The sequence below is a fragment of the Vibrio sp. GJ43-1 genome (assembly GCF_055808835.1).
Window position 1 is genome coordinate 437,587 of sequence record NZ_CM147885.1, and the last position, 24,575, is coordinate 462,161.

Annotated in this window: 10 protein-coding genes and 9 pseudogenes; 13 read left to right on the top strand and 6 right to left on the bottom strand. The window is 46.4% G+C overall.

The window, feature by feature from the left end; translation table 11 throughout:
* Positions 1–1,055, bottom strand: a pseudogene (locus AC0L66_RS19285) (ABC transporter substrate-binding protein).
* A 149-nt stretch (positions 1,056–1,204) separates the two neighbouring features.
* Positions 1,205–2,437, bottom strand: a pseudogene (locus AC0L66_RS19290) (NAD(P)/FAD-dependent oxidoreductase).
* A gap of 134 nt (positions 2,438–2,571) precedes the next feature.
* Between AC0L66_RS19290 and AC0L66_RS19295 the strand changes: the two are divergent.
* From AC0L66_RS19295 to AC0L66_RS19340, 10 genes and pseudogenes are all read left to right on the top strand, one after another.
* The gene (locus AC0L66_RS19295) at positions 2,572–3,573 is read left to right on the top strand and encodes a 4-hydroxyproline epimerase (protein WP_473570441.1); all 1,002 of its coding nucleotides are present in this window, start codon (positions 2,572–2,574) and stop codon (positions 3,571–3,573) included.
* Between the two features lie 21 nt (positions 3,574–3,594).
* Positions 3,595–5,117: pseudogene (locus tag AC0L66_RS19300) on the top strand (aldehyde dehydrogenase (NADP(+))).
* A 160-nt stretch (positions 5,118–5,277) separates the two neighbouring features.
* Positions 5,278–5,953: pseudogene (locus AC0L66_RS19305) on the top strand (GntR family transcriptional regulator).
* A 56-nt stretch (positions 5,954–6,009) separates the two neighbouring features.
* Positions 6,010–6,789: a transcriptional regulator gene (locus tag AC0L66_RS19310; RefSeq protein WP_473570442.1), complete on the top strand. Its 780-nt coding sequence runs from the start codon at positions 6,010–6,012 to the stop codon at positions 6,787–6,789.
* Between the two features lie 215 nt (positions 6,790–7,004).
* Positions 7,005–8,616, top strand: a pseudogene (locus AC0L66_RS19315) (peptide ABC transporter substrate-binding protein).
* A gap of 94 nt (positions 8,617–8,710) precedes the next feature.
* A pseudogene (gene oppB, locus AC0L66_RS19320) lies at positions 8,711–9,632 on the top strand (oligopeptide ABC transporter permease OppB).
* 8 nt (positions 9,633–9,640) lie between these two features.
* Positions 9,641–10,573, top strand: a complete 933-nt coding sequence (locus tag AC0L66_RS19325; protein ID WP_265676491.1) for an ABC transporter permease subunit — start codon at positions 9,641–9,643, stop codon at positions 10,571–10,573.
* A gap of 12 nt (positions 10,574–10,585) precedes the next feature.
* Positions 10,586–11,575 carry an ABC transporter ATP-binding protein gene (locus AC0L66_RS19330; RefSeq protein ID WP_473570444.1) on the top strand — a complete coding sequence of 330 codons (990 nt, stop codon included), beginning with the start codon at positions 10,586–10,588 and terminating at the stop codon, positions 11,573–11,575.
* Positions 11,576–11,584: 9 nt separating this feature from the next.
* Complete coding sequence (locus AC0L66_RS19335; RefSeq protein WP_473570446.1) at positions 11,585–12,583, top strand: ABC transporter ATP-binding protein; 999 nt, start codon at positions 11,585–11,587, stop codon at positions 12,581–12,583.
* Positions 12,580–14,366 (top strand): annotated as a pseudogene (locus AC0L66_RS19340) (aminopeptidase P family protein). Before AC0L66_RS19335 ends, AC0L66_RS19340 begins: the two are co-directional and overlap by 4 nt.
* A 128-nt stretch (positions 14,367–14,494) precedes the next feature.
* Here AC0L66_RS19340 and AC0L66_RS19345 read toward each other — a convergent pair.
* Entirely contained in the window at positions 14,495–16,702 is a 2,208-nt protein-coding gene (locus AC0L66_RS19345; RefSeq protein ID WP_265676496.1) for a collagenase, read from the bottom strand.
* Between the two features lie 418 nt (positions 16,703–17,120).
* On the opposite strand from AC0L66_RS19345, the gene AC0L66_RS19350 reads away from it, so the two are divergent.
* From AC0L66_RS19350 to rodA, 3 genes and pseudogenes are all read left to right on the top strand, one after another.
* Entirely contained in the window at positions 17,121–17,534 is a 414-nt protein-coding gene (locus AC0L66_RS19350) for a hypothetical protein (RefSeq protein ID WP_473570448.1), read from the top strand.
* 34 nt (positions 17,535–17,568) lie between these two features.
* Positions 17,569–18,247: pseudogene (locus tag AC0L66_RS19355) on the top strand (DedA family protein).
* Positions 18,248–18,438: 191 nt separating this feature from the next.
* Positions 18,439–19,521, top strand: a complete 1,083-nt coding sequence (gene rodA, locus AC0L66_RS19360; RefSeq protein WP_265676512.1) for a rod shape-determining protein RodA — start codon at positions 18,439–18,441, stop codon at positions 19,519–19,521.
* Between the two features lie 209 nt (positions 19,522–19,730).
* On the opposite strand, the pseudogene AC0L66_RS19365 reads toward rodA, so the two are convergent.
* From AC0L66_RS19365 to AC0L66_RS19375, 3 genes and pseudogenes are all read right to left on the bottom strand, one after another.
* Positions 19,731–21,617, bottom strand: a pseudogene (locus AC0L66_RS19365) (methyl-accepting chemotaxis protein); the annotation flags it as partial.
* 1,062 nt (positions 21,618–22,679) lie between these two features.
* Positions 22,680–23,312: a TetR/AcrR family transcriptional regulator gene (locus AC0L66_RS19370; protein ID WP_265676500.1), complete on the bottom strand. Its 633-nt coding sequence runs from the start codon at positions 23,310–23,312 to the stop codon at positions 22,680–22,682.
* Positions 23,313–23,664: 352 nt separating this feature from the next.
* Entirely contained in the window at positions 23,665–24,558 is an 894-nt protein-coding gene (locus AC0L66_RS19375) for a 2-hydroxy-3-oxopropionate reductase (RefSeq protein ID WP_428794607.1), read from the bottom strand.
* Positions 24,559–24,575: the final 17 nt, after the last annotated feature.

The window sequence follows — 24,575 nt, forward strand, 5'->3', positions numbered from 1 at the left end:
CTAGTTCAACAGCCAAGTATTAAACTCTTCATTGAGTTCATCGGCATAATCTGACCACCACTCATCGTTAATCAGGAATGCGGTGTCAAAATTGCCTGGCGCTGTCGGTAAACTGGCGAGAATTTCAGGGCTGACTACCGCTGATGAAGACTTTCTTGTCGGCCCATAGGCGACGTATTTCGCCTGCTCTGCCAGTGGCGTGGTGCCAGATGAGAAAACGATAAAGTCCATCGCCTTTTGAAGGTTCTTACTGCCTTTCGGAATCGCCCAACCGTTCATATAGCCGATTTGACGATCCCAAATAATCTTAAATGGCTGCCCTTCATCTTTCGCCGCATTGTGAATACGCCCATTGAATGCAGACGCGATCACCACCTCTTTATCCGCTAGCATTTGTGGCGGTTGTGCGCCCGTCGTCCACCATAAAACTTCAGGTTTAATCGTATCGAGCTTCGCAAACGCTCGCGCTCGACCTTCTTCCGTTTCAAGTTGGCTGTACACCTCTTCTGGCTTAACACCATCGGCTAGCAGCGCCCACTCAAGGTTTCCTTGCGGCTGCTTTTGTAGTGCGCGACGACCAGGAAAATTCTGCAAATCAAAGAGATCAACCAATTTGCTAGGCACTGGCTTACCAGAGAAAGCCTCCTCATTCACCGCCAAAATAGTGGAAACAACAATAGTGTTGACCGCGCACTCATGAATCGCGCCATCAATAAAGTCATTCTCCGCAGGGGTTCCATCGCTTCCTTTTGGTAAGATGCTCGGATCAAACGGTTCTAATAAACCTTCTGCACAACCTCGTACGATGTCTGGCTTATCAAGGGAAACTAAATCCCAACGGACATTATTCGCCTCAACTTGTGCCTTAATCTCCGCCAAGCCACCGCTAAAGTCCTCTGAAACAATGGTCGTTCCTGTACTGGCAATAAATGGCTTATGATAAGCCTCTACTTGGCTCTTCGTAAAAGCGCCCCCCACGACACAACGGTTAATTTATCTTCTGCTGATGCATTAAACGACGCCGCCGCAGTGATTGCAGACAGCATTATTGTCATCGGCACCAAGTTCACTCTAGACATATTCCTTTCCTTTTTTGTCTTTTCCATTAAGGCATCTTGGTACGACTATTTGACGCCATTTTTGTTAACTGTTTATTAACATAATTGTTAAGTATATTTTATACAATATTTAATATTAAAAAATTTTAACTAAATCGGCGTAGTGTGAAAGGCGCCACATTTAGCGACGTTGGCTGCTTGGCGATCATCTGCCCTAGCAACTCAGCCGTAATCGCGGCATGAGTTAGCCCTAAATGTTGATGTCCAAATGCCAACAAAATATTGTCATCACAGATGGCATCAATCACTGGCAGTGAGTCACTAATTGTCGGGCGACTGCCCATCCATTCTTCGCTCAACATCGCTTTATCAATGCCGTCTTGAAGCATGATGTCACCTTGCTCAGCCAGTAGCCGAGTACGGTGTTTATTGAAAGGGGCGTGACTCCCTGCATACTCCACTGTCCCTGCTAATCTCAAGCCATATTTCATAGGCGTCATAATAAATTTTCGATCCGCACTGCTGACCAGGTATTGACAGGCGATCTTGATGATTATCGACCATCACGTGATACCCTCTCTCCGCCTGAATCGGCACTTTAATGCCCGTTAACGACTCAACAAAGTGACCGGAATGAACCCCCGCAGCCACCACAACTTTATCAAAAGACAAGATACTACTGGTACTGTGAACTTCAGCGTTTGACGTGATCTCTTCCACCTCTTCTTGGATGAACTCACCACCGAGGGAAGAATACGATTTTTCTATTGCAAGGCACATTTCATAAGGCTCTAAGGTATGCCCAGTGTTGGGGAAAAACACCCCATGACGTACTTGTAACCCAATCTTAGGCACCCTTTTTCGTACCTGTTTTTCATCCCAAATCTCGTACTCTACTTTGCAATTCTCAAGTGAAGGGAGGGTCTCTTGATACGCTTGAAACAAGGCTTCATTTTCAAACACTAATAAAGACCCATCCATTTTAATTAGCCCTTGTTGATGGGATGGCTCAAGTAACCGAAACCAACTATCCACTGCCGCCAGATTCAAACTACTTAGCGCCTTAGTCGACACTTGATATGTTTTTTTCGTGCGCTCAATAGGAAGCGAATCATCCATGGAAGCGTAGTAAAAACGTCTCTCCAGCGAATCGACAATGGGCTTTGAGGCGAAAACAACATACTCGGGATTTGCAGCAAAGTACTGGGGCTTGCCAAAGGAAAAACTTGCTCTGTGGCGATGTGCCCAGCATTGCCTTTCGAGCACCCCTCAGCAGGGCCTTGTTTATCGAATATTGTCACTTGATGGCCTTGCTGTTGAAGGTGTAGCCCAATCGTAAGACCAATGACTCCCCCTCCAACCACCGCAACTTTCTGCATTTCAGATCCTCTCTATTTATTCATGATCTTGCTTAGCATCACACTTCACACTATAAATTGTATAAAATATACTTAACATTAAGTTAACATTGATTGCGCATAATTCAACCACTTTGTTATCAGAGGATCTGAAAATGAGACAAGGCACCTTTTTTTGTATCGATGCTCATACCTGTGGCAACCCCGTACGATTGGTTGCTGGCGGTGTACCGCCATTAGAAGGCAAGACCATGAGTGAAAAACGTCAGTACTTTCTCACTCACTATGATTGGATTCGTCAGGCACTGATGTTTGAACCACGCGGTCATTCGATAATGTCAGGTTCTGTGGTGCTGCCTCCTTGCAGCAGTAATGCGGATGCTTCCATCTTATTTATTGAAACAAGCGGCTGCTTACCGATGTGCGGACATGGCACGATTGGCACGGTCACCGCCGCCATCGAGAACAAACTCATTCACCCTAAGGTTCCTGGGCAACTTATTCTCGACGTGCCTGCGGGGCAAATTACCGTCCACTATCAGATGGACGACGACAAAGTGACATCAGTAAAAATCTTTAATGTCCCCGCTTACCTCGCCCATCGAGATGTCAAAGTCTATGTCGAGGGAATGGGCGAAATCAGTGTGGATGTCTCCTATGGAGGAAACTACTACGTCATTGTTGACCCCCAAGAAAATTACTTAGGTTTAGAGCATTACTCACCCGATGAAATCTTGATCCTTAGCCCTAAAGTGCGCCAAGCCGTGTCTGATGCAGTGCAGTGCGTGCACCCCGACGACCCCACCGTCAAAGGTGTCTCACATGTTCTGTGGACAGGCACACCAACGCAACCGGGAGCGACTGCGAAAAATGCGGTTTTCTACGGTGATAAAGCATTGGACCGCTCACCTTGTGGAACGGGCACCAGCGCTCGCATGGCGCAATGGCATGCCAAAGGCCGACTTGCCCAAGGAGAAGACTTTATCCATGAGAGTATCATTGGCAGTGTATTCCATGGTCGTATTGAGTCAGAGACCAGCGTCAATGGCAAAGCGGCGATCTTGCCAAGTATCGAAGGATGGGCGCAAGTGTATGGCCACAACACCATTTGGGTCGACGACAACGACCCTTATGCCTACGGATTTGAAGTAAAATAATCAACAAAGGACAACACAACCATGCTTAAGCCCGATACTTTTCAAGCCATTAACGCCTTTACTGGGGAGCCCATCATCGGCTCATTTCCAATACAAGGCAAAGATGACGTAGATGCAGCATGCATGCGCGCCCATAAGATTGCGCGAGAATACCGATACACCTCCAGTGAACAACGTGCTCAACTGCTTGACACCATCGCAGAAAAACTGCTGCTGCGTACCGATGAAATTGCGGCGCGCGCGCATTTGGAAACCGCACTGCCCCTTGCTCGACTCAACGGGGAAATGGGCAGGACCGCCAATCAATTACGATTATTTGCCAACGTCTTACGCCAAGGTTATTGGCACCGAGCGACATTTGACACCCCAGATCCACAAAGACAGCCACTCGCAAAGCCCGATATTCGTCAGCAGCATATTGCTTTAGGTCCTGTCGCCGTATTTGGCGCCTCCAACTTTCCACTGGCCTTTTCTACCGCTGGTGGCGACACCGCCTCTGCACTTGCCGCTGGTTGCCCAGTGATTGTCAAGGGCCACAGCGCGCACCCGGGAACCAGTGAACTGGTCGCACAATGTATTCAACAAGCGCTATCCGAATGCGAATTACCACAAGCGGTTTTCACCTTGCTACAAGGGAACAAACGCGAATTAGGGACATCACTGGTTTCTCATCCACTTGTTCAAGCGGTTGGATTTACCGGGTCAGTCAGCGGTGGACGCGCTCTGTTTGATTTAGCTCAGCAGCGCCCCATTCCTATTCCGTTTTATGGGGAATTAGGTGCCATCAACCCAACGTTTATTTTCCCGAATGCCCTAACTGACTATCAAAGCCTTGCCGAGCAATTCGTTCAATCCATGACGCTAGGCTGTGGGCAGTTTTGTACTAAGCCAGGTGTTGTATTTGTGGTTGATGACGCTAACTCCAGTGCGTTTATTGAGACGGCTCAACACCTCATCAGCCAGCAAAATGGCCATGTGCTATTAACCCCAAGCATTCGTGATGCGTATTGCCAACACACCCAGCTACGAGCAAAAGATGCTTAGGTTTATTGCATAGCCGAAATCAAAATATTAGTGAAGGCGTCGCCAGTACACTATTTGTCACCGATAGCCAAGCATGGCGCAATAACCCGCAGTGGGAAGAGGAGATTTTTGGCCCCCAATCCATGATTGTCCTTTGCCGTGATATCGACGATATGCAAGCATTAAGTGAGCAATTAGCTGGATCACTCACCGCCACCATTCATGCCGATAGCAAAGACTATCCGCAAGTCACGCGGTTATTACCTCGGTTAGAAGAAATGGCCGGGCGAATCGTCTTTAATGGCTGGCCAACGGGTGTAGAAGTCAGTTATGCCATGATACATGGCGGCCCCTATCCTGCGTCCACTCATGCGGCGTCGACATCCGTCGGGGCAAGCGCTATCGAGCGCTGGCTTAGACCTGTCGCCTATCAATCGCTCCCTGAAGCCTTACTGCCACCAGCATTAAGTTCATTAAACCCATTATCAGTACCGACATTAGTTGATGGCAAACGGGGATGATAAAAGATTGATGGCAAAATAAGTCACCGACTAAAAAGGCACCAATTGGTGCCTTTCTTCTCGCATACGTCTCAAAAAATCGCCATCAAAACCAGAACCGTCGCAAAAATCACTACACTCAGTGTATATTGGATAAAATATCGTTTTCCCGGAGACTTGGATGTCACAAAAACCCGTATTTAAAACCCGTACTCAACTGGTTGAAGAGGCCATTCGTACCCAGATCCTCAAAGGTGAGTTCAAAGCTAGGTCAACCATTGCGACAAGATGCGCTGGCTCAAGAATTCAACGTCAGTCGCATTCCAGTACGTGAAGCGCTCGTGCAATTGGAGGCGCAAGGGTTAGTAAGTTTTGAAGCACACAAAGGGGCTACCGTTACTGAACTTTCTCCCGACAAAATTGATGAACTTTTTGAACTCAGGGCCGTCATAGAATGCCATATCTTAGAACGCGCAATTCAAAACATGACCGAAGCTGATTTAAATCGAGCTCAACAAGTGCGCGAGCGATTTGAAAGTATTGTTAATAGTGGTGATGAGGTAGAGGAGTGGAGCAACTATAACTACGAATTTCACAAAGCACTATACAGCCCAGCTAACATGCCTGAAACCATGGATATTATTAGCAACCTTAACACCAAATGTGACCGCTATATTCGACTGCAGCTACTTTTTACTACTGGCATTAAGAAAGCGGAAGACGAACACCTAGCCCTATTTGAAATGTGCAAAAATAGAGACATCGACGGCGCTAAATACCTACTCAAAAAGCATATTATCGAAGCAGGCACTGCGATTAGAGACTTACTACTCGAACGGCAAAACCCTGAAAAATAGCCAGCTTAAGCTAGACGGGTCATGAACCCGTCGATAACCTAAGGAGTAGAGCAAGGATGCACGTAGGACCACGATTTATACTCGCTGCGATACGGAAAAAAATAAAGGATGAGGGGCTTGGTTATAGTGAGCTATCCAATAAAACCGGGATCCCTCTCTCTACGATAAAACGCCATCTACACAGCCCAACTCTGGGGCTAGACAAAATTCTAATGTACGTAAACTACCTCAATACCGATTTAGTCGAACTGTCTAAAATCGCCAATCAAATTCAGCACGAGAATGCGCAAATCATCTGTGGGGATTTGAGTGATTTGTTTTTGGATCATCCGTATTTGCTTGATTTTATTTATATGCTAACCGCACGTAACCTCACTCCAGAGGCCATTGCTGAGGCCCACAACCTCGACGATACCAGCCTTAGATTCTATCTTAGAATTGCAGAGATATTGGGCTATATTGAAGACTATGGCGACGGCGTCATTTACCGTTCAGGTAGTCGTTTCCTAACTGAAGAGGGTTCAAAACTGGATGGGTTATTTAGACAACGTTTTCAAGATGAATCTCTATCGCACCCTATCCCTGCCAATTTTTGTATTGGTCGAATTCGCCTAACGCAGCCCCAAATCGAGCAACTTGAACAGGATTTTTATGCCAAACTCATTGAACTTAACGCGATGAATACATCGAGAGACGAAGGTGACCTAATCAATATTTTGATGCGATTTACTCCTGGAAAACAGATCCTTTTCTCAGAAGGGTTACCTAACATCGATGGTACACTGCTCAAACAAATTTCAGAGCGTTTCAATCAAATAAAAACCCAATCTCAATAACGATTAGTCCTCACTATCTCACCACACTTGCCACTACACCAAGTTCACTAAAGCGCAAATTTCCCTGCCACTATTTATCTTGGTCTCACTTTCTGAGACCAATGAGCTCTTTGAATGACGTCTCGTTAATAAAATGTTAACAACTTATTGCGCGGGAATTTTATACAATATACCTTTTCCTTGTTGGATAACCATAATGACACAACGAGGAAGTGATGAATAAAAGTAAACTGTTGATATTAAGCGCTATCGTTGCAAGCGCGCTCGCCGGAACCGCGGTTGCAAAACCGTATCCACAAGGTACTCAACTCGCGAAAGAGCAAGCGATTACACTCAATAATGGCGCGGAAGTCACCTCAATCGACCCTGCAAAACAAGCTGCAGAGCCTGCCTTTAATCTCGGTCGAGATTTGTTCGAAGGGCTCACCGTGCAAGATAAAGCCAGGTAAAACCATACCCGGTATTGCCACCGCTTGGCACGCCAGTCATAACAATACCGTCTATACCTTTCAGCTTCGCCAATCTAAATGGTCTAACGGCGAGCCGCTCACTGCTCATGATTTTGTGTACAGCTGGCAACGACTGCTCGACCCTAACACAGCCTCCCCTTATGCATGGTTTGCCGCGATACCAAAAATCAAAAACTCCGCCGCTATCATGAAAGGAAAAATGGCGCCAGATACGCTAGGTGTTCGCGCAATCGATGATTATACCTTTGAAGTCACCCTTGAGCAGTCCGTGCCCTTCTTTATCAAACTACTGGGACATCCTGTCTTAGCGCCAGTGCATCAAGCGACCATAGAGAAACACGGCAGTAATTGGACTCAACCAGAGAATATCGTCACTAACGGCGCGTTCACCGTATCTAGCTGGAAGGTCAATGAAAAAATGGTGATGACCAAAAACCCGCACTATTGGGACGCTGACAATGTGGTCTTAGATAAGGTGACGTGGCTTCCGATTGGAGATGCCAATGTGGCACTTAATCGCTACCTTGCGGGTGATATTGACCAAGCACTATCTATTCCATCCGCTCAAAAGAAAAAACTGTTAAAACAATACCCTGAGCAAGTCGCCGATACCAGTGCATCTCTTGGCTCCACATTTTACTACCTCAATACTGAAAAGGGACCAACCAAAGACATTCGAGTCAGAACGGCTCTCTCCTACGCTATTGATCGTACTATCCTCACCAAAGCGATCTTGAAAAATGGCGGCATCCCTATGTTCACACTGGTGCCACCTCAAACCGATGGCTTCAAAAGCCATACGCCCGACTATGCGACTTGGACTCAAAAACAGCGTAACGAACAAGCTAAATTGCTGCTCAAAAATGCGGGTTACGACAAAGAAAATCCGTTAACACTCACCTTCACCGTGCCGACCTTTTCTAACGACGTAAAGATGGCAACGGCGATGGCAGGTATGTGGAAAAGTGTCTTAGGTGTGCAAATCGACATTCAGCAACTCGAACCTAAAGTATTTTACGCCCTAAAAGATCCCGGTAACGTCAGCCGAGGGGGTTGGACAGCCGACTACAATGAAGCGTCAACGTGGCTGGATATTTTTGTCTCTAACGGCGAATACAACGACTCAAAATACACTAACGCCGCCTACGACAAGCTAATGAGCGAATCTAAAGTACTGGCAGACCCCTCGCAGGCCTACATCCAAGCAGAAACCCTGTTGATTGATGAAATGGCAATTATTCCCGTGTACCGTCCTGGCAATGACCAATACTTGGTCAAACCCCACATTGGCGGGTATGAGCGTACCAATCCTGAATCTTCTTATTACCGAAAGAATGTCTACGTCCTAGCGCAATAAAGGCATAACGCTTGGGCCTACCTGACAGCAACGTCTCTAATCACGAAATGAGCGACGTGGGTGGGCCCCTTTTTCACTTTATATGGAGATGATTATGTTGTGGTACATCTTACGGCGAGTCTGCATCGCTATTCCAACCCTACTTTTTATTGCACTGGTTTCATTTTGGCTGATGCATATCGCCCCCGGCGGACCCTTCGATATGGAACGACCGATGCCCGAAATTGTTCGCGCTAATATTGAAGCGAAGTTTCATCTTAACGAACCGTTTCTGGTGCAGTACTTCATCTACATTAAGAACTTCGTTCAGGGTGATTTAGGCCCAAGCTTCGTCTACCATGACTTTACAGTCACCCAACTGGTGGCTCAATCTTGGCCAGTTTCCGCCGTCCTTGGCGTACTTTCTTTTTGTATTTCCGTACCAATTGGCATGTTACTCGGCACGATTGCAGCATTAAATCGTAATAGCCGCCTCGACTACTTGCTTATGTCACTTTCCATGACTGGCGTGGTGATCCCAGCATTTGTTCTCGCCCCCGTGTTAGTCACGGTGTTTTCCATTCATTTAGGGTGGCTGCCTGCGGGAGGGTGGGAAAACGGCTCGGCGGCATTTTTAGTTCTACCAGTACTGAGCTTAGCTATTGGGTCAGTGGCAAGTATTGCGCGTGTTATGCGCGGCGCCATGATAGAAACCCTGAATCAGCCGTATATTCGCACCGCGCAAGCCAAAGGGGCTCTCAACGGCTTACCTGTTATTTCACCATGCTCTTCGCCCATCACTCATTCCTGTGATTGCCATGTTAGGTCCGGCCTTTGTCGCTGTCGTCACGGGTTCAGTGATCATCGATATCTTCTTTGGCACAGGAGGGATGGGACAACACTTTGTCTCTGGCGCACTTAACCGAGACTACGGATTAGTCATGGGGATTACCTTGATTGTCGCCACTCTCACGATCTTTTTTAATTTAGTTGTCGATCTGCTTTACACCGTGATTGACCCAAGAATCCAAGTTTAGGTGGCACGATGATAACCACTAAAAAACTCGACGCTTCTCAATTTTCAGAGCAAGTTGTCAGCAATATCGACGCCGTTGAAGGGCGCAGCTTATGGCAAGATGCATGGGGGCGATTTAGAAAAAACCGCGCCGCGATGACTTCCGTTTATTTACTGGGTTTTATCGTTCTATGTATTACGCTTGGCCCTTACCTCACCCCATTTAGTCATGACGAGATTGACTGGAATGTCGTTAGTGACCCTTATGAACTTGGTAAGCCATCCGTCACGACCAAGCACTATTTTGGCACTGATGATTTAGGCCAGGACTTGTTTGCGCGCACCATGAAAGGCGGTCAACTCTCCATCATGGTCGGCTTTATGGGGGCGCTGGTTGCCGTTGTCATCGGCACTATCTGGGGCAGTATTTCTGGCTACCTTGGTGGCGCGGTTGATGGCGCAATGATGAGAGTTATCGAAATCCTCGACTCCGTCCCATTCATGTTTATGGTAATACTTTTTGTCACCCTGTTTGGCAACAATATTTATTTGATCTTCGTGGTCATTGGCATGGTGTCTTGGCTTGGCATCGCCCGCGTGGTTCGTGGTGTGACATTTAGCATCAAAAAGCGAGAATTTATTGAAGCCGCGCACTCGATTGGCGTGTCAAAACTCACCATCGTTCGCCGCCACATTCTACCGAATGTGCTGGGAATTGTGATGGTGTACTCCTCCCTAATGGTGCCTGGTTTTATCATGTTTGAGTCTTTTCTTAGCTTTCTAGGTTTAGGCGTACAACCACCTGATACCAGCTGGGGCATTCTCATTGCAGAAGGCGCAAAAACCATCGATGTGGCACTTTGGTTGCTATTGTTCCCATCAACATTTTTGGTCGCGACCCTATTCTGTTTCAACTTTATTGGTGACGGGCTGCGAGATGCGCTTGACCCCAAAGACCGCTAGGAAGGCACTGCTATGACAATACTGACCATTAACAATATGAGTGTCGACTTTGCAACGGCCGACGGCAATGTGAAAGCCGTTAATAACCTTAATTACAGCATTAGCGCAGGTGAAACCCTCGGTATCGTTGGCGAGTCTGGTTCAGGGAAAAGCCAGTCCGTATTCGCGCTAATGGGGTTAACCGCTCATAACGGTAAAGTGTCTGGAGAAGCGAATTTGCACGGTGAAAACTTGCTCACCATGTCTAAAGCTCAGCTCAATCACATTCGTGCAGAAAAAATCAGCATGATTTTTCAAGATCCAATGACGTCACTCAATCCGTTTATGAAGATTGGCAAGCAACTATGTGAAGTGCTGATAATACATAAAGGCCTCACGAAAAGGGAGGCGAGGCACGAGTCTATAAAAATGTTAGATGCCGTGCGTATCCCCTCTCCAGAAACACGACTAAACCAATACCCTCATGAACTTTCTGGAGGCATGAGGCAACGGGTCATGATCGCGATGGCGCTGCTTTGTCGCCCTGAACTGCTCATCGCAGATGAACCTACGACTGCGCTTGATGTGACCGTACAAGCGCAAATACTCACGCTGCTTAAAGAGCTGCAACAAGAGTTCAACACCGCCATTTTGCTGATTACTCATGATATGGGTGTCGTCGCGGAAATGTGCGATCGCGTATTGGTGATGTATGGGGGGAACCGTATGGAGCAAGCCGATACTGAAAGCCTTTTTAACACGCCCTCTCATCCCTATACACAAGGTTTATTGCGCGCTATCCCTTCCGTAACCGAAGATATGGATCGCCTCCCAACTATCCCCGGTAGCCCACCAAGCGCACTCATTAATCATAAAGGCTGCCCGTTTAAAGAACGTTGTGAACACTACAAACCAGAATGCAGCGTCGCGATGCCAGCATTTTTACCAGTAAGACCTAATCAATCCATTGCTTGTCATGTCTTTGGTCAGCCAACCGTTACGCCTATTCTACAGACCGCTTAAGGAGGCAATATGAATCGCAAAGAAATACTGCTCGCGGCGCAAGATCTCCACGTGCATTTCAATGTCAAAAAACATCTCTTGCCCAGCAAGCGTAAAGTGGTCAAAGCCGTAAATGGTATCGACCTTGATGTCTACCGAGGCGAAACCCTTGGTATTGTGGGGGAGTCTGGTTGCGGCAAATCCACATTGGCAAGAGCATTGCTTCGCCTGATTGAACCGACAAGTGGCGCACTGGTCTGGAAAGGCGAAGACATGCGTGCATATGGGCGCAATGAGCTCACCCAAAAACGTCGCGAGTTCCAAATGATCTTTCAAGACCCTTCAGCAAGCTTAAACCCAAGGATGACCATTGCCGATTGCATTGCCGAGCCTCTCTTCACTCACGCGCCTCAACTCAAGCGACAAGAAATAGAAGCACGCGTGATCGCAATGATGGACAAAGTTGGCCTGTTGGCCAGCCAGAGAAATCGTTACCCTCACGAGTTCTCTGGCGGCCAATGTCAGCGCGTAGGGATAGCTCGAGCACTGATACTTAACCCAGAGTTAGTGGTGTGCGATGAACCCGTTAGTGCGCTTGATGTTTCCGTTCAGGCGCAAGTGATTAACCTACTTGACGATCTTAAAAAAGAGATGGGGCTGACCTTAGTCATGATTGCCCATGATCTCAGTGTCGTGCGGCATATCAGTGACCGTGTCATGGTGATGTATTTAGGAAAACCAATGGAAGTAGGTCATTACCAACATGTTTTTGATCGGGCGCAGCACCCTTATACCAAAGCACTGCTCTCTGCGGTACCCATTGCCAATCCTGCACAGGCTAAAAACCGTAACGTCCAACTGCTGAGCGGTGACTTACCTTCGCCATTAAACCCACCCAGTGGTTGCGTATTTCGCACCCGTTGCCCAGAAGCAACGGCAATATGCGCAGAGCAAGCGCCGACCAAAACTGGTCTCAATGATCACCATATTTTTTGTACTCATTCAACATTAGGAAGCCTCCCTCTATGAAGACAACCTCCGTTAGTGAACGTTTAGCCTCACTTCGCTGTTCAATGAACGAGCATGGATACAGCGCGGTTATCGTGACAAATAACGATCCACATAGCAGCGAATATTCTGCTTCCCATTGGCTAGCGAGAAGCTGGGTTTCCGGTTTCTGCCGGTTCGGCAGGCAATGCCGTCGTGACAGCCGATGCTGGCGGAGTATGGACTGACGGACGTTACTATATTCAAGCCGAAGAACAACTGACAGGCTCGTCTCTATCACTATTTAAAGCCAAAGAATCCTCAACCCCCAGTATTGCGCAGTGGCTTGCACAAACCTTGCCTGCACAGTCCGTTGTTGGTGTAGATGGTCGCTCAATTAGTGCGGCGCTTCATCAAGAGCTTATCAGTGCATTAACACCGAAAGGGATCACACTGGAGTTAAAGGACCTCATCACCGCTAACTGGCAAGACCGTCCTAGCCGCCCGGACACCGCTATTTTCGAGCATGAGTTGCAGTTTTGCGGCGAGTCTATCGCTGAGAAACTGTCTCGATTACGTTGCTACCTTAACGATAAAGGCAGTGATGGATTGCTGGTTTCGACACTAGATGACGTGATGTGGACACTGAATATTCGCGGCGGAGATACACCGTATTGCCCAATATCTGAGTCGTACTTATTACTGACCGCCGATACGTGCCACCTGTTTATTGACCGATTCAAACTTAATGCCTCGCTGGAAAAACAGCTATTAGAACAAGGTATCGTCACACTAGAGTATGACAACGTGGCAGACAGTATCAATCAACTACCACATCAGGCTGTGATGCATTACTCCGCCACACACACCGACAGCTTGTTGGTGAGTAGCATTCATTCCAGCCTTACCTTGGTCGACGAACCTTGTATCGTGACCCAAATGAAAGCACAAAAAAATGCGACTGAGTTACGTTCAATGGAACACACCTTGATTCAAGATGGCGTGGCCATGACAGCGTTTATGTATTGGCTAGAGCAACAAGTACCTGGCGGGCAAGTCACAGAATTAGCGGCTGAACAAACCCTCCAATCCTTCCGAAAATCCATTCCCCTTTATATTTCAGACAGCTTTCGAACCATTGCCGAGCTTTGCAGAGCATGGGGCGAAAATGCACTACGCTGCCGATACAGCAAGCAACGCGCTCGTTGATGAAAGCAACTTTTTTTTAGTTGATTCCGGCGGCCAGTATCATGGCGGGACAACAGACATCACTCGTACTTTTCATTTTGGAACCCCGACCTTACAGCAGCGCCGAGATTATACCTTGGTGCTTAAAGCGGTGATTCGCCTCACCCAAGCCAAGTTTCTCAAGGGAACCACGGGAGCCAATCTTGATATTTTGGCACGAGGCATACTGTGGCAGCATGGCATCGACTACAAATGCGGAACAGGACATGGTGTGGGTATTGGCTTAAACGTGCATGAAGGACCACAAAACTTCTCGCAAAACCTCAAAGAAGTCGCTCTACAAACGGGCATGGTCATCACCAATGAACCGGGCGTGTACCGAGAGGGGGAGTATGGGGTTCGTATTGAAAATATTATGAAGGTCGTTGAGGTCGAGACGAATGAGTTCGGTGAATTCTACGGATTTGAGACCATTACCATCGCCCCTATTGCAACCAATGCTCTTGAACTATCCATGCTAGACAACACCGACAAGGTTTGGCTTAACCAATATCATCAGCGTGTCTTCCAGTTACTTTCGCCTCATTTAGATACGCCGCTGTCGCAATGGCTACACGTCGCCACTCAAGCGATTTAACCGATTTCCTCTCCCACCTTTGCCAGCGAAAGCTGGCTTTTTTATTGATGTACTAATAATTGATATACTAAAAATCTATGCACTAAAAAGCCCAACCGAAGTTGGGCTCATTCATTTCACCGTCCGCTTTAGCGACGGCATGTCGTCGCATCAAAATCCACCACTAGCGTAGCATCACTGTATTCACCCGCGACCTTAATATAACCCCAGTAGTCACTTTGAGCGCTAAGTACAATACACTCGCCATTGCCGATATTGCTAGACACGACATCACTCGCATCCCCTGTCGGCCATCCGCCATTGCTGTATGACAGCGTTAAATCCCCACTACCATGTGCGGTAGAGATCGCGATGTTAGATACCGCATTCACCCCTTCGATACTCAACCATAATGGCGCAGAGGAGGATAAACAAATAGGCTCACCAGCCGTAACACGGCCATCACTGACTGCATTACTACCATCACACACTTGTGGTAATAACATGCCGCCGACTAACTGCTGTGTCCACTGTTCAAATTCAGATTGATATTGGGTGGCCCATTGCTCTGTGTGCGCTTTGTAGGCTGCCCAGTCCCCACGACGCGTTTCAACTAGCATGTTTGCCAGTTCCGCCTCATGTTTTTCAAACATAAACCTTACGGCTAAATAGCCCCAACGATAAATTCGGTCAACGTCAAAGCCATCATACGTCGTCTCGAATATCTCTTTTAGGGTGAAATGTGTCCCATCCTCAATGGTATCCAGCGCGGCTTGGTTATCATTTTCCTTAGAGATATATTCCGCCACCCCTTCACTCCACCACACCACTTTTTCTGTTGGAGTAGTAAAGTTGCCGTACATATCAAAACGGCCATCTAGATAGTGAACATACTCATGTTCCAAGTTCCAAATAAAGTGATCCGGATTGGCATAACTTGCCTCGTAGGCTACGAAATTTGGCACATTACCAACGATAGACGGGTCACCTTCTAGGTACATACCACCATTATTGGTATCGATATCAAAAATAGGCCCCGCGTATTTTCGATAATCATCACTAGAATTAAAGATATTCACTTGAAGCTGCGTATTGTGGTCATCCGCCACTGGCTGATTACCCGTCTGTAACTCACCATGAAAATAGGTTTCTTCAAAGCCCATTTTGTCACAGGCTGCCTGCTGTTGAATGGCCGTAAGATCTTGAGACAATATTCGAATCGTATCGCTACACGTATAGGTCTGACTCAGTACCAAGCCCTTCAGTTCTGCCTCAAAGCCGCAAATCCCAAAGTTGGCACAATCCGAATAATAGCTCGCAACATCGGCGGCAGCTAACCACACCGCATCTCCCGTGCCGTACATAGAGTACTGAGTAAATAAGGTCGATAGTTCCGTTGTGACAAGTGGTTCAATCTGAGTATTGGTATACTGGGTCATACGCGCGAGCTCTCTTCCCGCATTCACCGCCATAAACTCTGAATTTGACCCCAGCTTTGTGGCGTCTTTGGCAAACGCGCTTAAATTTTTAACTAAGTCATCACGTTTTGCGATGGCCACTTTAAACCCGTTGTTCCACTGCCCACGATACAAAAGCGTAAAGATACCGTTGACCGCACCACGCATATTCCAGTGCTGCTCATAGTCGCCATTCCAGCGCAACAGCCATTGGTTGATCACATCTAAATACTCGTGTTGCAACGTTGCACTGTCCATGGTGGTAATGACCTCACCAAGCACTTTGCCGTGCGCGTCATTACTATCATAAAAATGCTCATTCGCCACAAAGGTATCCACCGCCTCTTTCACTGCGCTTGTGACCCATGAAAGCAAGCTCACACCGTCATTGTAAAACTCCGCATAATAGCCCGCACGTAAGTAAAGGAATAACGCTTCCAGTTCATCGCTGCCGCCACCTTGATAGGCTCGAGACAACTCTGTCGCATGTTTTGCAACGTAGTACATGTTATTAGAATCAAAGGCGGTGACTTGAGTGGCGCTGTCGGCGGCGAACAAATCATTGACACACTCCGCCCCTTGCGAGGTGATTTGAGAAATCAGGGTATTAGTATTGGTCGTAGCAAACCCAGAAACATCACACTCTACCACGGCTTGCTGACTAAACGTCATGACCCTGGGCGATGCGTCTAAGGCCGGAGTGAGATCGTTCGATTCCGACCGTTTTGGCGAAGGCCCTACGTCTACGGAAGCGTCTTGTGAATGAGTTTCTTGCGAATGAGATTCATGGGAGTGATAGGGGTTAATCTCGACCGTTTGAGAAATTGGCGCACTATCCGCCTGTGCGTAGAACCCTGTGCAGGATGCTACCAGTGCCACTGTGAGTTTATTTAGTTCCATCTATTGGTTTCTCTTGTTTATATTGATGTTATCGCCATGCCATCATGCATCGCGGTTCCCATCTCAAATTAGAGTCTTCAATAGAAGGATGAAACATTTAATTAACAAATCAGAGTATAGGTTCATATTCTGAGCCCAACCGACCCAATTGCTGATTTTATAAAATATAAAATTATGTGGGCCGTGTTTTGAACTATCGATTCAATGCCCTCATTTGTCATGACTTCCCACCCCATATTTTACGCACTTAATCGCCAACAAAACCACGCAATCATCGTGTCAGTCTCTCTCATCATTTTCATTTTACCCCTCAGAACCGATACACATAAATGATGCGTAGTCACGCTAAGATAAGAAAGATTGCTTTTTTTCATGGTTAGCAGTACATATAAGCAGATTCCCTTATTAGGCGCTTAGCGTGCAACGACGACTCGAGACATTCCCTTTTATCTTGGCACTTTTTACAGTATCGCTATGCACGACGATAGTGTTATTTAGCTATATTGCCGATATCAGTGAACCTAGGGTTTCTTTGCATCCAATCACGACTGTCAGCCCTGAGCGCGCGCCTCATATCGACAACAATACCCAACTGCTGCGTAGCTCAACTCTTCGCGTTGCACAGCAAAAAGCACAACCGCATACCAAAGCAACGCTTCCGTGGCCAATGATGATGTCAGCGATAGCTCTATTTGCTGCGAGTTATCGATTCACTCACTTAACCCCACGCAGTTATCTTTTTTTGAAAACAGCCGACTCGCGGGCTGGCAAGATACCAACCTACAATTTCGTTTTATTCATTCACGTTAACCGCTTCATTTTTCTACTATAACCCTTAATTTTATTGTCGGTTCATTGGAGCAACTATGTTTGAAGCTACCCAAGACGTCTTGATTGCCCTTTGGCATCAAGACTTTAACGCGTTACTCGCGCCAGAAAGCGCGATCCTTATTTACGTTCTCGTGACTTTTTTTATCGCACTAGAAAGCAGCTTTTTGCCCGCAGCGCCTCTGCCATGTGACAGCGTGGTGGTCTTGGTTGGAACGCTCTCTGCTGTGGGGGTACTCAATCCTGTTACGGCGTTTTCGCTACTCATTATCGCGGCAGCGGTAGGCAGCTGGTTAGCCTACTTGCAAGGACGTTGGCTAAACAAACTGCCTATCGTAAAAGGTTGGTTGGCAAAAGTGCCAGAAAGCAATATGCAAATGGTCGACAACCTACTCTGTCGGCATGGTTTAGTGGCGTTATTTAGTGCTCGCTTTATTCCTTGCGTGCGTTCATTGGTTCCTATGGTCATGGGAATGCGCGTCCAAGAAACACCACGATTCCATTACTTTTCCTGGCTCAGTGCCACCTTGTGGGTTGGGCTATTAGCTAGGTGTAGGATTTCTCTTACCCTCATTACCAGAACCCATCAGCCGTTTCACAACCATGGCACTAATGGCAGCCCCTATCATTACCTTGTGCGCTGCCATTTTTACCTTTCTCACTTGGCGAGCTCGTCACGCAATTCGCGGGTTCAAGCAAGCGATGAAAAAAAATTAGTGTAGTGAGACAAAACCAATGCGCAGACTATTCGCTTACTTATACCGTTAACTCGTGAGGCCAATAGCAGCCTCACGATAACTCCCCTAAACCGTAAACCGTAAATGAATCAGCCTAACCCAAAGTCGACTGATTCAATACTCAACTTGATAGTTGTGGCCATATTCTGCGCCACTTCACCGGGCAATAAATTGAAAAAGTACCTGTTCCCTCAGCTTGATTTATCCATTGTAATGGCCATTTTGGCGCTCATGCTACTTAGCACCATCACCATATGGAGCGCCAGTGGATTCAGTGAGTCTGTGATTACTAACCACCTCATTCGATGCGTTATTTCGTTAGCGTGTATTGTCATTATGTCGGCCATCCCCGCGAAACAATATCGTCGCTTTTCACCTTACTTATATTTAGTCACCGTGAGCTTGCTCGTAGCGGTGGTGTTCGCTGGCGACAGCACAAATGGCTCTCAGCGCTGGCTGTCTATCGCAGGCTTTCGCTTCCAGCCCTCCGAATTAGTTAAGCTGGCCATCCCTATGATGGTGGCTTGGTTTATACAAAGAGATGGTGAGCGCCCAACTGGCGCCAGAATTTGCTACGCACTGTTACTTACCGCCATCCCGACCGGATTGATCTTTGTTCAACCGGATCTCGACGGCGCCATTTTTGGCGTCATTTACATGCTGTTTGTGCTGTATTTTGCAGGCATGAGTTGGAAGATTATTGGCGGCTTTGTTGGCTTAATTGCCACTCTCATTCCACTGCTATGGTTCTTCGTCATTGAGACCTATCAGAAGAAAAGAATCCTGCAATTTCTGAATCCAGAAAGTGACCCTTTGGGGGCGGGTTATCAAATCATCCAATCCCATATTGCCATTGGATCTGGTGGGATAACAGGTAAGGGTTGGGCGAATGCCACGCAAAGCGCACTGGGGTTTATTCCCGAAAGCCATACCGACTTTATTTTTTCTTCCTATGCGGAAGAGTGGGGATTCGTCGGCTGCGTACTACTGTTGTCTTTGTATCTCTTTATTACGCTGCGCACACTGTGGATCTCGTGCCACTGTCATCATGCCTTTGGCAGACTGGTTTGTGGCTCGTTAGCGTTAAGCTTTTTTCTCTACGCTTTTATTAACACTGGTATGGTTAGTGGCTTACTCCCCGTCATGGGCAGTCCACTGCCTTTCTTTAGTTATGGTGGCACCGCTATGATCACGCAGGGCATCTGCTTTGGCATCATCATGTCCCTGTGTCGTGCACCCTCGCGATTCGCTTAGCATGATAGCGGTCAGTACAACCGTGTTGACCGTTATAACTAGCCCCCATTACCTCGTTTATTTTTCAAATTTATAATCCCACTCCGAAGACAAACACGCCGCAACCGCATGTGCTGGCCTATTGTAGTAAGACACTAACCCACTTGATTACGAATAGTTTCCACATCTTGCTGGTGTTGCTGTGCTCTTGCTTCCATCTGTTGCAGTTCGCTTGAGATGTTATGGCTATTTTCGAGCAGTCGGTTGGTATCACGGGCTAGGCCATCGATGTCTTGAATAGCCCCCGCGATCGATTCGGTTTTTTCTGTCGCGTCGTGCATATGCTTGCCTACGGTCTTTACCACATCGGCAATAGTGTCCATTTGCTCAAATAGAGCATTGACGCTTGAGCGAGAATTATCCAATGACTGCTGGGTGCTTTTCGCCAAATTACGCACTTCATCGGCAACCACGGCAAAGCCACGACCATACTCACCAGCCCTTGCGGCCTCAATACTGGCATTAAGCGCTAACAGGTTAGTCTGATCGGCAATTTTATCAATGATCGACAATACACTGCGCAGACTTTCTGCTTCTTTCTCCACTGACATAATATTTTGTTGCAACGCAGACACTTCGCTTTCTAGTGATCGCACGGTGCCACTAAATTGATTGGTATCGGCCGACAGCGCCGAAGAATTACTACCAATGTGGTCAATGTAACTAATGGAGTTTTGAGTCAGTTCGCTGGATTTATTCGCCACACTCATCGCCTTGATGGAATCTGTGAGTGAGCGTTCTTGAATGCGCATCATCAGTTCATTGGAGCGTAACTTAAGTTGTGAGAAGTAATTGGCGTAAGAGGCATAATCGGTAACAAACTGACCGTGAGCTTGCTCCACGTCTTCCCTGCGCCGACTAAAGAAAATGGCACTCAAGGTTTCATTAATATTTACCCCAAACAGCTCACCAAAGGTAGAAAAGCCCGCAACAGGAAGCCTGTTAAAGTTACTGAGGTCATTCAGTTCCTGGCTATTATTTAATCGCCTCAGGATACAGTCGAATAAAATACCACCCACCAACTTATCTTCATTAATTAACTGTCTAACAAAATCTTTATTCGTTTGTTCAACAAACGCTGTCTTTCGCATTAAGTGCAGTTCCGTTCCTAATGGTGTATCACAATAAAAATGTACTTTGCCTTCCGATACATCAATATTAGCAACCGAACGTACAAAATACTCACCCTGCACTTTTACCGCAAAGGTATAATCCGATAAAGACTGTTCAACCTGATCGACACGACAACGAAAATGAGTCGCGAGCTCGTTGAGAAAACCTTGTATTTCCATAGTTGTCGCAGACAATACACCAGTCACGTAACGCAAAGACGGATTAGCATCACCAATTAACCAAGAGCGCCCTACTGGCTCAAAGTTTTGTGTTTTAAATAACTGGAATTGATACTCAGGGTTGAGCTTAATAAAGCACAACAAAGCGTGCTGATGACGCACTGATGTTCCATCATGAAAAGGCGCACTATCAAAGTTCAAGCTTCCTGCGGAGGTGCCACCAACAAAGGGGACTGGGAATTTCCCCGATTGATACACCGCTTCCATAAGCCAATTTTCACTGTTTGTCAGCCCATTTACGAGCGTCATTGAAAAACAATCTCGAGGATCCAGTGGAAACGCTAGCTGAAGGCTGTCTAAATGCTTTCCGATTTCCAGAACACGAGCTGATGGCTGCGCATGGCTAATGCCACGTTGAATATCATCACAAGGTAGTGGCACGGTATGGGTATCAACCGTATCAACAAGATCTGCTGAAAAAAGTTGAAGTACCATTGTTTTGGTCTGACCTGTGTCTAAATACAAGTTATCATGACTAGAAGATAATTCGCCCGCCGTTGAGGTAAGAATCAAAGGTCCATCCACGATCCGACTGAGCGCACGATGGAGATGACCAAGATCATGGCCATGAGGAACAAAGCCAACGCCTAAAACCGGCTTGTTACCATTAAACAAAAAATCACTTACATCCAATGACGACAACGATACCACATCAAGATTAACAACTTTTATTACTTCGTCGTTCATGGATTTATCCATATCCATGTTTTTTTCCGAAACTTGAACAACATTCGATTCCCTAAAATATAGAACAGCAAATAGACAACAAGATATATTGACACATTTAATATTAAGCACTTGGCCTTATAAAGCAAGAAGTATAATAATAATTCTATTTACCGTACGGATCGTACTTCCTCACTAATAATAAACATATCATTCTATATATCCGCCTGTTTAATTTAATTAAACACACCGATATACAAACGACAGAATAATAAATCCCTTTAATAACACTCTGTTACTTTAACTGTTTTTTAATAAAAACTAACAACAGACAAGCAAAATACATTACCGAAATCAATTAAATTGAATTACACATTTACACTGGCTATTTCTTTTCAGTCGTTTTTCTAGCTTCCAGTTCATCAAGGCGATATCTGCGGCTTACACTATCGATCGTATCGTTTCTAGAATCGAACCTTAACCGTTTCATGAATGCTTTATTAACTGGATGTCGAGTACATACTCTTACAAACGGTGAAGTTGTCGGCATTGATGATAAAACACTTTGAGGTTCCTATAATCACAAGAACCGAACCAGTGATATCCAAATGATTAACACATACGCTTCTGCTAATAAACAGGGACTTGATAAACTCAACGTGAAGCAGAAAAGCCATCGTAGAACAAGATGGGAATTACCTACTTATCGGCATGGTAGAGCACTGTTATTATGAGAATAATCGTTCAATGCGTTTGAATATAAGCATTACATTAGACCTAATAATCTTGGCAAAAAGTAGGCAGAATCAATTAGTACGTATCTCGTCAAAATCCCTCTGTAATGATAATTTTCGCTCGTATCCCAATTATAACTAGCCACGTCGTCTAGTTTATTTTTTCTTGGAATCTCACACCGAAAACAAACACGCAAGCCAACCGAGTTGCAAACATGCCTCTACACCTTTTTCGCTGCACTTTTACTTCCATTTTCTACGTTTCGATTAAGAGGTGGTGGCGATTTGCGATCAGCCAGTTGCTATCCCAGACTAGGCTATCTATTGAATGAGATAAAAATGACCGTATTCAGGTCATTCATCTTTACTATCCTTCTACATCACTCGCGATTAGCGTTTTCACGCCACACCCTTGAATCACCAATTGCGTTAAAAATGAGGCAGCTTGTTCATAGTCTTCATCACTGAGCGTCGGCTTATCCATAACACTGCCGATTTGCCAGCTAAAGTCCGCGTACGTTTGCGTGGCAGCCCATATGGTGAACATTAGGTGATGAGGAGGGACGCGCTCCATTAGACCTTGCTCGGTCCAAGCGGAGAATTTATTGATGATCATCTGTGATTGTTTGAAAAGCTGATCTCGAATACCTTCTGGTAACACTTTTGCACCAGACATCACCTCACTGGCAAAGACGCGTGAAGCGTGTGAATGATCGCGTGAAATGGTTAACTTAGTTCGAATGTATTGGCTTAATGCTTCAACAGGATTATCTAACTCTTCAATAGGACGAGAAGCTTCCAACAAGGGCTGGGTGACGGTTTCTAATACCGCACAATACAATTTGTCTTTAGAGCTAAAATAATAGAAAACATTGGGCTTAGGAATGTCGGCAGCTTTGGCAATATCTGCCATCGTGGTTGCAGCATAGCCATGTGTGGCAAACTGCTCACTGGCAACTTCGATGATCAAATCTTGATTCTTTCGTCTTATCCGTGACATTGCTTTTCCTGCATACCGATTATTCATGTTTCATGGTAATGATTTAGTCGCAGAAATCCAAGAGATATAAACCGTATCCTCTACATCAACGCGCCGTAGCATTTGCCATCAAATTATCACCAACACCGATTCAAGTAAGAAAATAGACACCTAGATGGGTGAACGAAAAAATCCCGTCACCACTCAAATCAATGCCTGTTGACGTAAATGCCTTTGCATTAAAGGCATGTCACTATTGATTAAGCAGTAACGGGAACGCGTATAAAAGGAGACGAAACTACGCGATTGAAACCCTTATACTCAAACTCTACTAAGAGATAAGGGCGCGTGCGGAACGGATGTGTCGTTACTCTTAACGACGAATATCATGGTCAGAGCGTTGCTCTATCGCCTTAATCAGCGCGGAGTGATCCCATTCCTCTCCCCCCATGGCAGCGCATTCATCAAACAATGTTAACGCGGTCTGAGTGTTTGGCAATGCCACCTGCAGCTCTTCTGCTCCTGTTAGAGCAAGGTTAAGGTCTTTTTGGTGTAGCGCAATTTTGAAACCTGGATTAAAGGTGCCTTCCACCATTCGCTCACCATGCACCTCTAAAATTTTGGAGCTAGCAAAACCACCAAGTAGAGCTTGGCGCACTCGCGCTGGATCCGCGCCAGCTTTAGATGCAAACACCAACGCTTCAGAGACCGCTTCAATGTTAAGTGCGACAATAATTTGGTTGGCGACTTTGCATGTTTGGCCTGCCCCATTATCCCCAACCAAGGTAATATTTTTTCCCATCACTTCAAACAGCGGGCGTGCGGCATCAAATGCGGCTTGTTCGCCGCCAACCATAATGCTTAACGTACCATTGATTGCGCCCACTTCTCCGCCAGACACGGGCGCATCCAAATATTGCGCGCCACTTTCTTTAACGCGCTTAGCTATGGATTTGGTCGCCATTGGCGAGATGGAGCTCATATCAATAACCAGTTTTTTATCACGACTTTGTGCCAGACCCTGCTCCACGCCATCATCATCAAACAGTACGGCTTCCACTTGCGGCGTATTGGGCACCATAATGATGACCACATCGGCCAATAGCGTCGCTTCTTTTGGGGAGTGACAAACTTGTGCACCTGCGGCAACAAGCTCTGCAGGCGGCGCATTGAAGTGATCAGAAAAAATCAATTTGTACCCTGCTTTTTGCAGATTTTCGGCCATGGGTTTACCCATGATTCCTGTTCCAATAAATGCAACTTTCATACTATGTTCTCCTTAAC

Excerpts from the sequence above, each read along its gene's own strand:
- AC0L66_RS19375 (WP_428794607.1), bottom strand. The coding sequence starts at position 24,558 with ATGAAAGTTGCATTTATTGGAACAGGAATCATGGGTAAACCCATGGCC.
- AC0L66_RS19330 (WP_473570444.1), top strand. The coding sequence starts at position 10,586 with ATGACAATACTGACCATTAACAATATGAGTGTCGACTTTGCAACGGCC.
- AC0L66_RS19370 (WP_265676500.1), bottom strand. The coding sequence starts at position 23,312 with ATGTCACGGATAAGACGAAAGAATCAAGATTTGATCATCGAAGTTGCC.
- AC0L66_RS19295 (WP_473570441.1), top strand. The coding sequence starts at position 2,572 with ATGAGACAAGGCACCTTTTTTTGTATCGATGCTCATACCTGTGGCAAC.
- AC0L66_RS19335 (WP_473570446.1), top strand. The coding sequence starts at position 11,585 with ATGAATCGCAAAGAAATACTGCTCGCGGCGCAAGATCTCCACGTGCAT.
- AC0L66_RS19310 (WP_473570442.1), top strand. The coding sequence starts at position 6,010 with ATGCACGTAGGACCACGATTTATACTCGCTGCGATACGGAAAAAAATA.
- AC0L66_RS19345 (WP_265676496.1), bottom strand. The coding sequence starts at position 16,702 with ATGGAACTAAATAAACTCACAGTGGCACTGGTAGCATCCTGCACAGGG.
- AC0L66_RS19325 (WP_265676491.1), top strand. The coding sequence starts at position 9,641 with ATGATAACCACTAAAAAACTCGACGCTTCTCAATTTTCAGAGCAAGTT.